Raw genomic sequence first — 12283 nt, forward strand, 5'->3', positions numbered from 1 at the left:
GTCAGTCCTCCTCGATGCGCGGGAACAACGGCGCGAGCTTCGCAACGGGCGTGCCGGAAGGCAACTGGCCCCACGTTCCCGCATCGCGTACCGGCTGCTGCGGCAGCTCACCGAGAGCTTCGGCGGCGCCGAGTGCCTCCCACAGCTTCTCGGTGGAAGCCGGCATCACGGGCGACAACAAAACGGCCAGCGCACGGAGCCCCTCGAGGCACGTGTAGAGAACCGTTGCCAGACGTTCGCGCTGGGCGTCGTCCTTGGCGATCACCCACGGTGCCGTCTCGGTGATGTATCCGTTCAGCGCGTCAACAATGGTCCAGATAGAGGAGATCGCCTCGTCGATTCGGAAGCGCTCGATCGCCGCATCCGCGTTCGTCGTCGCGTCGGCAATCGTCTTCTGGATCGCCAGGTCTACGTCGGCGTACTGGCCCGGCTCCGGAACAACACCGTCGAAGTACTTCGCCGTCATCGCCACGGTGCGCGATGCGAGGTTGCCGAAACCGTTTGCGAGCTCGGCGTGGTACCGAGCAGAGAGGTCTTCCCAGGAGAAGGAACCGTCGTGCCCGAAAGCGATCGCCGAAAGAAAATAGAAGCGGTAGGCGTCAGAGCCGAAGGTGTCGACGAGCATCTTGGGCGCGATACCCGTTGCCTTGGACTTCGACATCTTCTCGCCGCCGACGAGCAACCATCCGTGAGCGAAAACGCCACGGGGAACGTCCAGGCCTGCAGCCATGAGCATCGCCGGCCAAATGACGGCGTGGAAACGCAGAATGTCCTTGCCGACCACGTGATATCCGGGCCAGCGGCGGTCGAAACTCTTCTCGTCCTCGCCGTATCCGATCGCCGTGGCGTAGTTGAGAAGAGCGTCAACCCACACGTAGATAACGTGCGACTCGTCCCAGGGAACGGGGATGCCCCAGTCGAAGGCGCTACGCGAAATCGACAGATCCTTGAGCCCCTGCTGAACGAAAGCAACGACCTCGTTGCGCGCCGACTCGGGCTGCACGAAATCCGGCTGATCGCGGTACAGCGCAAGAAGACGATCGCTGAAATCGCTCAGCTTGAAGAAGTAGTTCTTCTCGTGCAGCAGCTCAAGCGGCTTGGAGTGGATCGCGCAGACCTTCAGGCCCTCGAACTCCCCGGTTCCCGCGACGATCTCGCTCTCCGGCTTGAACTCCTCGCAGCCGACGCAGTACAGCGCCTCGTATTCGCCCGCGTAGATGTGGCCGCGATCGTAGATGGCCTGAATGAACGCCTTCACCGACTCTTCGTGGCGCTCCTGCGTCGTGCGAATGAAGTCGTCGTTGGCGACGTCGAGGGTCTCCAGAAGCGGGAACCACTCTTCGGTGACGAGCTTGTCGACCCATTCCTGGGGGCTTACCCCGTTGGCCGCAGCGGCACGCATCATCTTCTGACCGTGCTCGTCGGTGCCGGTCAGCATCCAGGTGTCATCCCCAGCTTGGCGATGCCAACGCGCGAGAGTGTCCACGGCCACCGTCGTGTACCCGTGGCCGATGTGGGGAACATCGCTGGGGTAGTAGATGGGCGTGGTGATGTAGAACGAGCCGCCGGAAGTCACCTGTTGATTCTATGGGCCCGAACCTGGCGTATTACGCACCGGCGAAGAAGGCCTCCATGAGCGGTCCGGCAACGGAGGATCCGCTCTCCCCTTCCTCAACGAAAACGGCCACTGCCATGCCCTCCGAGAATCCGATCATCCAGGCGTGGGTGGGCAGCTGTCCGTCTTCGCCGGGTTCGCCGTGCTCCGCTGTTCCCGTCTTGGCGGACACAGGAGGATCCAGGTGCGCGAGGAGATTCGCGGACCCCTCCGTCACGGCCGTACGCATCAGCTCATGCAGCTGCGCCGCTTCCTGCTCTGACAGGGTCGATGCCGGCTGCTCGGCCGAATCGGCGAGAATGTGCGAGGACACGGTACGACCGCCGGCAACCGAAGCGGCCACAGTGGCCATCTCGCGCGGCGTCGCGGTGACGACGCCCTGGCCGATGAGGTTCGCTGCGCGCTGCGTTTCGGAGGTGGCGTCGTCGGGACCCGCGATTCCGAGCGCCTCGGCTGCCTCTCGCAGGTCGGCGTCGCTGATCCGATCTCGCTCGCCGATCAACGCCGTATTGCAGGACTGCGCAATCGCCTCACGCAGAGTGATCTCGCCAAGTGCATCAGCGGGGTAACCGTCGTGGTTGTGAAAGGTGTAGCCATCCACGGTGAGCTCGGGTGAGCACGTCACAGTGTCGTCCGGCGACAATCCTGAGCGCAAGAGCGCGAGTGCCGTGACCACTTTGTACGTCGACCCTGGTGCGTACCTGCCGGACGTTGCCGCGTCGAACCCACCCGTTTCGCGGTTCGCTGCTGCAAGAATGTCGCCCGTTGCGGGGTCGATCACAACGAGCGCGCTCGCGGATCCTGTTCCTCCGAGAACGCTCTCCGCCCACTGCTGCAGACCGCTGTTGAGCGTGATCTGCAGCGGGTCCGCCGGGGTGGCGTCCCATTCGGCGAGAACGCGCGGCTCGGCATCCTCGTCGTCGACCACCGCGGCAATCGTGATGCCGCGGGCGCCGCGGAGGTCCTCGTCGTAGCGCGCTTGCAGGCCTGAGAGCCCCACGATGTCACCTGTCCGGATCTCGCCGTCCGAACCGTCGATGATCTCGGCCGTCGCTTCGCCAACGACGCCCAAAATCTCCCGGGCGAAGGAGCTCGTCGGTGCGAGCATCATTGTCGTTTCGATCACATTGGCGCCCGGAATCTCAAGAAAGTCATTCGCTACGCGCTCTTCGGCATCGTGAGGTCGCAGAACGATCGCCTCGACGAACGCCATGTCGCCCATATTTTCCGCGCGAGCAACGAAGTCATCCACATCGATGTCGACGGCTTCAGCAACCGCCGCCGCGCTCTCGGCAACGTGGTCATCATCGATCCAGCTCTTGTCGAGACCATAGCGACCAACAGGTCGCTCGGTGACAAGCACCTCTTCGTCAGCGCCAATGATCTCGGCCCGGTCCGGAGCGACATACGACACGGCCAGAGACTCGTCCGCCGTGAGATCGTCGGCGATCAGGGCCGGATCCGCGTCAACAGACCACACCTCGGCGTCGGAATCGAAGCGCAGCGTTGCCGCCGTCTCGTACGTCCACTCGTGGCCGTCGATATCCCATACCCAGGTCAGAGGTACCGTGGCATCGTCATCATCACCGCGCTCGACCTCGCCGGCCGTAACGGTGAGCGGGAACTCTGCCAGGGGTTCGATGACGTCCGCGAACTCCGGGTATGTTTCGAGCACACGGGATTCCAGCGCGGTTTCCAGAGACGACACGGCGTCATCGAGGCCGTCATCTCCTGCCGAACAGGCGGCAAGGCCGAGAGCGGACACGGTGAGCAGCGCGGTTGCGCGGAGCATCTTCGTCACGCGCCCCATTGTGACAGGCGGCGGTGGCCTCTCTGTGCGCGCGGACCCGCAATTCGTCGTCGGCCGAGTCAGAGAAGCGCGAGCGGCGCTACGCGGTGCTGGCGCGTACCTCCAGCGTGGTCGCGAGCGTCACGGACCGGGGTTCGCCACCGTCGATCACGGTGAGAAGGACGTCAACCATCTCGTCGCTGATCTGGCGCCACGGCTGACGCATCGTCGTCAAAGGAGGATCATGTGTTGCCGCCAGGCCCGAATCATCGAATCCGGCGACGGCGACATCGCCGGGAACATCGAGGCCCGCGCGCCGGAGCGCGTCGACGGCACCCGCAGCCATTCGGTCGGATGCGGCGAAGACAGCGTCTGGCGCGGTCCCCGCAGACAGGATTCCGCGCATCGCTTCATACCCACTCGCCCGGCCATAGTCGCCAACGGCGATGAGGTCTTCATCGAGGCCGTCCCCCATTTCGGCACGAAAACCTGCGAGGCGGAAGCGCCCACCCGGCGTGTCCTGAGGGCCAGCGATGTGCGCAATGCGTTGGTATCCGCGCTCCTTCAAGAATCGAGTCATTGTGCGTGCCGATGCGTCTTCATCGACCGCAACGCTGGGCAGATCGTCTTGTGCTCCGAGAGGAATTCCAGAGCTCACGGTAGGAACGTGCGCGCGCACGAGGTTCCCGACGAAGGGATCGCGTTCGCTGCTCGAAATGAGCATCACACCATCGACGTGCCCGGCGTTGACGTACTGGAGCACGTTTGCCCGCTCGTCGTCCGTTCCCGCAGCAAGGAGGACGAGCGTCTGGCCGCGCCGCGAAACGGCTTCAGCCGCGTAGCGCAACAGAAGCGAGTACGTGGGGTCTTCGAAGAGCAGGTGATGCGGTTCGGTGAGGAGGAAGGCGAGGGAATTCGATCGCCCCGTCGCCAGACTGCGAGCGTGATGGTTGGCGGTGTATCCGGTTTCCTGAATGGCCTTTTCGACCAGTTCGCGCGCGTCGGGCGAGACCCAGTGCCCGCCGTTGAGCACGCGTGACACTGTTCCGCGCGAGACACCGGCGACCTCGGCGACGTCTCTGATCGTCGGTTTGCGCCGCTTCACCACACCACTCATGGCCGGAGCTTATCGCAGCCTGTGATCGGTCACAGTTTCATAACGGCTCGGGTATCCCCCTTGGTATTCTCCGCTCGCTTTGTCAAGACTGGGACCGGTCACAGTGGTGTGACTTCCCGCACGGGACCGCCCAACACGACGGAGCGCAATGCCGCATTTTCCGCCCACACAGCCCTGGCCCGCGATCACCGGCCTCGCCTACGGCGGGGACTACAACCCCGAGCAATGGCCGCGCGAAACATGGCTCGAAGACGTGCGCCTGATGCGCGAGGCCGGAGTGACCCTGGTCAGCGTCGGCATCTTCTCGTGGGCGCTGATCGAGACCGATGAGGGCCAGTTCGATTTCTCGTGGCTCGATGAGGTCCTGGACCTGCTTCACGGCAGCGGAATCGCGGTCGATCTGGGAACGCCAACGGCGTCCCCTCCCGCATGGTTTTTCCACCGCTACCCGGAATCACGTGTCACAACAGCAGACGGCACCCGGCTCGGATTCGGGTCGCGCGGAATGGTGTCCCCGTCCTCGCCCGCCTACCGCGAGGCCATCGTGCGAATCGCTTCCGCGCTCGCCGAGCGATACGCACACCACCCGGCCGTCGTGATGTGGCATGTGCACAACGAATATGGGGCTCCTGTTTTCGACGATCACTCCGAGACAACAGCGCAGGCTTTCCGCGACTGGCTCCGCGAACGATACGGCTCACTTGATGCCCTCAACGCAGCGTGGGGGACGGCGTTCTGGGGCCAGCACTACGGCCGCTGGGAGTACATCTCAACGCCGGCGGTAGCCCCGAGCGTTGTGAACCCTGCTCAGAAACTCGATTTCCATCGCTTCAGCGATCACCAGTTGCGACAGTGCTTCCTTGCCGAGCGCGACGCCATTCGACAGCACGCGGCGCAACCCATCACGACGAATTTCATGGCGAACCAGCACGGCGGATGCGACCTCTGGGAATGGGCGAAGCACGTCGACGTCGTCAGCGATGATCACTATCTGGTTGCGGCAGATGAGCACCCCGAGATCGGCCTGGCGATCGCCGCCGACCTGACGCGCTCTGTCGCCGGCGGGATGCCGTGGATGCTCATGGAGCACTCCACGAGCGGCATCAATTGGCAACCCACCGGCATTGCCAAGCGGCCGGGAGAAATGGCCCGCAACTCTCTCGCCCACGTCGCGCGCGGCGCCGACGCCGTGATGTTCTTTCAGTGGCGCGCTTCACGGCGCGGAGCCGAAAAGTTTCACTCCGCAATGCTCCCCCACGCCGGAACGACCTCGCGTATCTGGCAGGAGGTCACACAACTCGGCGCAGATCTCACCGCTATCGCCGATCTTCAGGGCTCGCGGGTGAAAGCGGACGTCGCGATCCTCTGGGACTATGAGTCGTTCTGGGCTCAGGATCTCGAATGGCGTCCCGTCGATGATCTCGATCACAACGAGCGAGTGCGCGCGTTCTATGAACGCCTCTGGCGCGACGGCGTCACGACCGACTTCGCGCTGCCTTCGCACGACCTCTCCCGCTACCGGGTGGTCGTCGCCCCCGCCCAGTACCTTCTGCGGCAAGCGGACGCCGAAAACCTCACCCGCTTCGTCGAGCAGGGGGGAACCCTCGTCGTGTCCTATTTCTCTGCCGTGGTCGACGAGCACGATGCGGTTTCCGAAGGCGGCTTCCTCGCGTCGCTCCGTACAGCGCTGGGCGTCGAGGTCCACGAGCATCTCCCCCTGCGTCGTGGCACAACGGCCAACCTGCAGTGGGAAAACGGCACAGTGACGACATCCGACCATTGGCAGGAAGACCTGCGACTCCGCGGCGCCGACGTGGTCGCGCACTACGCAGATGGGCCCGCCGCAGGTGCGCCCGCTGTGACCCGCCAAGCGCACGGATCAGGTGCGGGCTGGTACATCTCGACACGCCTCGACGCCGAGGCGCTCACACACGTCTTCGATCAGGTGTATGCCGAGGCGGGGCTTTCTCCCACTCGCCCTCCGCGCGGGCTTGAGGTCGTCCGCCGCGAAGGGCCGCGTGGTTCGTACACGATCGCCATCAACCATGCCGAGAACGACGCAGACATCGCCACACCCGGCACCGACCTCCTCACCCAGGAAACGGGCCGCACCTTCTGCGTCCCTGCCGGGGGCGTCCGCATCATCCACGAGACATAACCCCTGTCGCAACGTCGCGATACACAACACAAGGAGACACGCATGAACAGAAAGCTCATCATCGGCGGCGCCCTTGCTGGAGCGCTCGTCCTCGCCGGCTGCGGAGCCGGCGCCGATTCCGATGCGCCCGCACCGGGTGAGACCGAAGACACACAGCAGCAGCCTGCCCCCGGCGGGCCGGAGCTGGTTGTGTGGACGGACGCCGAGCGCGAAGGCGCCCTGCGGGAAGCGGCGACCGCCTTCGAGGCAGAAACGGGCGCCACCGTCACCCTCGTGCAGAAGAACTTCGAAGATCTTCGCAACGACTTCATCGTCCAGGTCCCCACGGGAGAAGGGCCAGACATCACCGTTGGCGCACACGACTGGCTCGGCGCGCTCGTCACAGCGGGCGTAGTCGACACAATCGACATCGGCCCGGCAGCCGACGACTTCGAGCCAGTCGCCATCGAGGCCATGACGTACGACGGTCAGCTCTACGCTCTTCCGTACTCACTCGAAACGATCGCCCTCATTCAGAACGCCGATCTCGTCGGCGAAGAAGCGCCGGAGACGTGGGACGACATGATCGCCGCCGGCCTCGCGGTGTCCGATCGCCCCGTCGCCATCAACACCGCGGGCGAAACCGGCGACGGATACACGATGTATGGGTTCCAGACATCGTTCGGCGCCCCCGTCTTCGTCCAGGACGATGACGGCTCGTACACGAGCGACGTCGGTATGGGCGGCGAGGCAGGCGAGGCCTTCGCACAGTGGCTGTTCGACAACGGTTCCCAGGGCACGGGCTACCTGTCGACGACGATCGACTATGACATCAACAACGAGCTGTTCAACTCCGGCGAGACGCCCTTTACCGTTCAGGGCCCCTGGGCTCTGCCGTCGTTCACCGACGTCGAGAACATCGCGGTCGGTCCGATTCCTTCTGCCGGAGGCGAGCCCGCTGCGCCATTCGTCGGCGTTCAGGGCTTCTATCTGTCGTCGCAGAGCGAGAACTCCCTCCTCGCGCAGGAGTTCCTCGTGAACTTCCTCGGAACGGAAGACGCACAACGCACCCTCTACGAGGCAGATCCCCGGATTCCCGCGCTGTCGGTCCTCGCGGACGAGGTGGCGTCTGACCCCATCGTTGCCGGTTTCCTCGAGTCGAGCCAGAACGGGGTTCCCATGCCGTCAATTCCCGAGATGGGCGATGTCTGGGACCTCTGGAACGCCGCAGAGGTGCAAATCATCAACGGATCCGACCCCGCGTCGACGTGGAACGCCATGGTCACCGAGCTCGAGTCGACGATCGGCTGAGATGACCGTTCCCTTGTCCCCTTCCCGTCCGCGCGGCGTGTCGCACGCGCGCTCATGGGGCACCGGCGGCGCGGGCTTCCTTGTGAAGCTCGCGCTCATGGCCCTCGTGAACGCGCTCGGAATCTCGATCGCGCTGTCGGCGTGGGCTGCCGAGTCTTGGCTGATCCTCATCGCGACGGTGGCGCTGACGATCTCGGCCGACATCGTGTATTTCTCCCGGCGCGCTGTGCCGATGAAGTACCTCTTTCCCGGGCTGTCTTTCCTCTTGATCTTCCAGATCTTCGTTTTCGCGTACACCGGCTATGTCGCGTTCACGAACTACGGAACGGGGCACGCGGGGTCGATGGACCAGGCGGTCGACGCGGCGCTCATCCACGATGAGCGCCGCGTCGAGGGGGCCGAGAGCTATCCCATCGCCATCGTTGAGCGCGATGGCGAGCTAGGGTTTGCAATCGCCGATGGCACCGAGGTGCGCGTGGGAACGGCTGACGAGCCGCTGGCGCGCGTATCCGGCGCCACGATCGGCGCGGGTGGATCTCCCGACACTGTTCCGGGTTATCAGGTGATCCCCCGCGCGGAGGTCTTAACCGATGCCGCCCTCCAGCGCGAGGTTGTGTCGCTTCGCGTCCCCGTCTCCGGCGATGCGGAAGACGGATCGATGCGTACTCGCGAAGGATCTACCGCAACCGTCTATTCGTCGACCCTGACGTGGGATGACGCCGCTCAGACGCTGACCGATTCATCGACCGGAACCGTTTACGAACCGTCTGACCGCGGAAAGTTCCGCTCCGCGGACGGACAGGAGCTCGCAACGGGCTGGTACGTCGGCGTCGGCTTCGAGAACTTCATCCGCGCGGCAACAGACCCTGACCTGCGCGGACCCCTGACGCAGGTCACGGTGTGGACGTTCGCCTTCGCCATCTTGTCGGTTGTCACCGCATTCGGTCTCGGCTTGCTGTTCGCGCTCATCTACAACGACGAACGCGTGCGCGGCAGAGCAGTTCTGCGCACCCTGTTCATCCTGCCTTATGCCTTTCCCGCCTTCATGTCAGCTCTGCTCTGGCGCGGCATGCTCAATTCCGAGTTCGGCGTCATCAATGACTTGTTCTTCTTCGGGGCGAACATCAACTGGCTGGGAGACCCGTGGCTCGCGAAAATCGCGATCCTCTGGGTGAACCTCTGGCTGAGCTACCCGTACTGGTTCCTCGTGTGCACCGGCGCGCTACAAGCCCTGCCCCGAGACACCCTCGAGGCGGCGACCATCGACGGCGCCGGCCGGTGGCGCTCGTTCTCGTCGATCATCCTTCCGCAGTTGCTCGTCGCAACGGCGCCGCTGGCGATCGCTTCCTTCGCTTTTAACTTCAACAACTTCACGATCATCTTCATGCTGACGGAAGGCGGTCCGGCGATGGGCAGTGGAACGAACCTGGGCACGACGGACATCCTCATCTCCGCGATCTATCGCATCTCGGGCATTCAGGGGGGTTCCGCCGACTACGGCCTGGCCAGCGCACTGTCGATCATCGTTTTCATCGTCATCGGCATTATTTCGGCGATTGCGCTGCGGCAGACCCGCAAGCTCGAGGAGATCTCCTGATGTCCACCACAACGGAACTGGTCACGACGAGCGGCGTCGGCCGGACGCGTGCACGAGCACGACGCGGCCGTTGGTGGGCAGAGGTCGGATGGAAGTACCCCGTAGCGATCCTCATCCTGTGCTACGCCATGTTCCCCCTGTTGTTTATCGTGAGCGCCTCCCTTGACGCCCGCGGCAGTCTGGCAAGCTCGAGCCAGCTCTTCCGCTCGTTCGATCTGGGAAGCTACGAAGCCCTCGCGGGAACGCACTTCTGGACGTGGATGGGCAATACCCTGTACGTCGGAATCGCCTCGTCGCTCGGCGCCGTCATCATGGGCGCTGCGGCAGCATATGCATTCTCACGATTCCGGTTCACCGGGCGGCGTGTGGGTCTGACGTCGCTTCTGGTGATCCAGATGTTCCCACAGACCGTTGCCTTCGTGGCGGTGTTCCTCATGCTGCTCGCGCTCGGTGAGGTGGTGCCGGCCCTGGGAATCAACTCGCGAATCGCGCTGATCTGCATCTATCTCGGCGGCGCACTTGGCGCGAACACCTTCCTGATGTATGGGTTCTTCAACTCCATCCCGCAGGATCTCGATGAATCCGCGAAAATCGACGGCGCAACGCACGCACAGGTGTTCTGGCGGATCATCATGCCGCTTGTCACGCCGATTCTCGCGGTGGTCGGGCTCCTCGCCTTTATCTCGGCGTTCGGCGACTTCATCCTCGCGAAGATCGTGCTCACCAGCGAGCCGAACTGGACGCTCGCGGTGGGGATGTATCAGTGGGTGTCGAACCAGCTCACCAGCCGGTGGGGCTTGTTCGCGGCGGGCGCCGTTGTCGCGTCTTTTCCCGTTCTTGTTCTGTTCTTGTCCCTTCAGCGCTACATCGTCGGCGGCCTCACAGCCGGGTCGGTGAAGGGCTGATCTTCTCTGCACGAAGGAGTGCACATGAATGTTCGACCTCTCATCGCATCGGCGGCGGCGCTGACCGTCGCCGCCAGCCTCGCCGCGATTCCCGCCGTCGCCGACACCCGAACGTCTGATCTCACCGTTCCCGCCGTCGCAGATCTTCCGGATGACTTCCCGTTAGGCGTCGACGTCTCGTCCGTGTTGTCGCTCGAAGAGTCTGGCGTGGTCTTCCGGAACACCGATGGAACGCCCGCGGATCTGTTCGATGTTCTCGCCGAGCACGGCGTGACCGATGTGCGCGTGCGCGTGTGGAACGATCCTTTTGACACGAACGGCAACGGCTACGGCGGCGGAAACGTCGGCGTAGAGCGCGCCCTGGAGATCGGAGCGCGCGCGGATGCCGCCGGTCTCGGAGTACTCGTGAACTTCCATTATTCCGACTTCTGGGCCGACCCCGGCAAACAGCAGACGCCGAAGGCTTGGGAAGGGTTCTCCGTCCACGAGACCGCGTCCGCTGTCTACGACTTCACCGCCGACACGCTCGTCCGCTTCGTCGACGCAGACATCGACGTTCGCATGGTGCAGGTGGGCAACGAAACCAACAGCGCTGTGGCAGGGCACAGTGGGTGGAACGCCATGGCTGCGATCTTCTCGGCCGGATCGGCGGCGGTGCGCGACACGGCCCCGGAGGCCCAGGTTGCGTTGCACTTCACCAACCCTGAGCGGGCGGGGCAATACGCCTCTTTCGCCGCCGAGCTCGACACCCGCGGCGTGGACTATGACGTGTTCGCCTCCTCGTATTATCCGTTCTGGCACGGCTCGACCGAGAACCTCACCGAGGTTCTCTCGCACGTCGCCACGACCTACGACAAAAATGTCGCCGTCGTCGAGACCTCGTGGGCGTACACGCTCGACGACGGAGACGGGCATGAGAACACCATCGTTCGCGAGGAGCAGGCGGCTGCCTACCCTGTCAGCCCGCAGGGCCAGGCGACGGCGTTTCGCGATGTGGTTCAGGCGGTTGCCGACGTCGGGCCGGCCGGTGTGGGGGTCTACTACTGGGAGCCCGCATGGCTGCCGGTTGGCGCGCCGACCGACGTGGAGAACAACCGCATCCTGTGGGAGCGCGACGGATCGGGCTGGGCAAGCAGCTGGGCAAGCGAGTATGACCCGCACGACGCGGGCGTCTGGCACGGTGGCTCCGCCGTCGACAACCAAGCCCTGTTCGCCTTCGACGGCACTCCCCTTCCCTCACTGCGCATCTTCGACCTTGTCCGAACGGGAGAGGGCGAAGACCCCACGGACGACGATGAACGCGAACCGTCCTGGCTTCCGGGCGGAGGCTTCGAGGGAGACGGCGCAGCGCAGTGGACGCTCGAGGGCACCGGCGGATCGATCGGATGGCACGCCGACGCATTCGAAGGCGAAAACGCCCTGCACGTGTGGCATGACGCGGACTTCACCGGTTCTCTATCGCAGACGGTCAGTGGCCTCGCTGCGGGCGAATACGTGGCGATCGCCACATCGCAGGGCGGCGACACGGGCTCAGAAGACACTGTCGTGCTGACCGCAACGGCCACTCCAACGCACCTTCCGCCGCAGGCCTCACCGCGCGCTCATCTCGCGCAGACGCGGTCGGCGGAGACTCCGCTCGCCTTCGACGGGTGGCGCGCGTACCGTACGGCGGAGACGGGTCCCCTGCGCGTGACGCATCGTCAGGACGTGACCGTGACGATCTCGTGGGACCTCTCAGCCGGCGCCTGGGGCACGATCGACGACGTCCGTCTGATTCGTCTGCCCTGAGAGGACGATCTCGGCAGCCGCTTG

8 protein-coding genes are annotated in these 12283 nt (G+C 64.4%); 5 read left to right on the plus strand and 3 right to left on the minus strand.

Translation table 11 applies throughout. The annotated features are described in order from the left end of the window. Window position 1: 1 nt before the first annotated feature. From metG to G6N81_RS03990, 3 genes are all read right to left on the minus strand, one after another. A complete protein-coding gene (gene metG, locus G6N81_RS03980; protein WP_165133395.1) occupies window positions 2-1576 on the minus strand; it encodes a methionine--tRNA ligase in 1575 nt (524 codons plus the stop codon). A gap of 31 nt (window positions 1577-1607) precedes the next feature. Next, entirely contained in the window at window positions 1608-3407 is a 1800-nt protein-coding gene (locus G6N81_RS03985) for a penicillin-binding transpeptidase domain-containing protein (RefSeq protein ID WP_241245109.1), read from the minus strand. A gap of 97 nt (window positions 3408-3504) precedes the next feature. Beyond that, window positions 3505-4521 carry a LacI family DNA-binding transcriptional regulator gene (locus G6N81_RS03990; RefSeq protein WP_165133401.1) on the minus strand — a complete coding sequence of 339 codons (1017 nt, stop codon included), beginning with the start codon at window positions 4519-4521 and terminating at the stop codon, window positions 3505-3507. Window positions 4522-4669: 148 nt separating this feature from the next. Between G6N81_RS03990 and G6N81_RS03995 the strand changes: the two genes are divergently transcribed. The 5 genes from G6N81_RS03995 to G6N81_RS04015 are packed head-to-tail and all read left to right on the plus strand — an operon-like array spanning window position 4670 to window position 12259. Further along, a complete protein-coding gene (locus tag G6N81_RS03995) occupies window positions 4670-6679 on the plus strand; it encodes a beta-galactosidase (protein WP_165133404.1) in 2010 nt (669 codons plus the stop codon). A 42-nt stretch (window positions 6680-6721) separates the two neighbouring features. After that, window positions 6722-7969, plus strand: coding sequence for a sugar ABC transporter substrate-binding protein (locus G6N81_RS04000; protein ID WP_165133407.1), 1248 nt, complete (start codon window positions 6722-6724; stop codon window positions 7967-7969). Window position 7970: 1 nt separating this feature from the next. Further along, window positions 7971-9566 carry an ABC transporter permease subunit gene (locus G6N81_RS04005; protein ID WP_165133410.1) on the plus strand — a complete coding sequence of 532 codons (1596 nt, stop codon included), beginning with the start codon at window positions 7971-7973 and terminating at the stop codon, window positions 9564-9566. After that, on the plus strand, window positions 9566-10471 hold the full coding sequence (locus tag G6N81_RS04010) for a sugar ABC transporter permease (RefSeq protein ID WP_165133413.1): 906 nt from the start codon (window positions 9566-9568) through the stop codon (window positions 10469-10471). The genes G6N81_RS04005 and G6N81_RS04010 overlap by 1 nt, the downstream gene beginning before the upstream one ends. Before the next feature lie 24 nt (window positions 10472-10495). Next, entirely contained in the window at window positions 10496-12259 is a 1764-nt protein-coding gene (locus G6N81_RS04015; protein ID WP_165133416.1) for an arabinogalactan endo-1,4-beta-galactosidase, read from the plus strand. The last annotated feature ends 24 nt before the right edge of the window (window positions 12260-12283 follow it).

It is taken from the genome of Microbacterium amylolyticum, assembly GCF_011046975.1.
Lineage (GTDB): Bacteria > Actinomycetota > Actinomycetes > Actinomycetales > Microbacteriaceae > Microbacterium > Microbacterium amylolyticum.

Excerpts from the sequence above, each read along its gene's own strand:
- G6N81_RS03985 (WP_241245109.1), bottom strand. The coding sequence starts at position 3,407 with ATGCTCCGCGCAACCGCGCTGCTCACCGTGTCCGCTCTCGGCCTTGCC.
- G6N81_RS03990 (WP_165133401.1), bottom strand. The coding sequence starts at position 4,521 with ATGAGTGGTGTGGTGAAGCGGCGCAAACCGACGATCAGAGACGTCGCC.
- G6N81_RS03995 (WP_165133404.1), top strand. The coding sequence starts at position 4,670 with ATGCCGCATTTTCCGCCCACACAGCCCTGGCCCGCGATCACCGGCCTC.
- G6N81_RS04000 (WP_165133407.1), top strand. The coding sequence starts at position 6,722 with ATGAACAGAAAGCTCATCATCGGCGGCGCCCTTGCTGGAGCGCTCGTC.
- G6N81_RS04005 (WP_165133410.1), top strand. The coding sequence starts at position 7,971 with ATGACCGTTCCCTTGTCCCCTTCCCGTCCGCGCGGCGTGTCGCACGCG.
- G6N81_RS04010 (WP_165133413.1), top strand. The coding sequence starts at position 9,566 with ATGTCCACCACAACGGAACTGGTCACGACGAGCGGCGTCGGCCGGACG.
- G6N81_RS04015 (WP_165133416.1), top strand. The coding sequence starts at position 10,496 with ATGAATGTTCGACCTCTCATCGCATCGGCGGCGGCGCTGACCGTCGCC.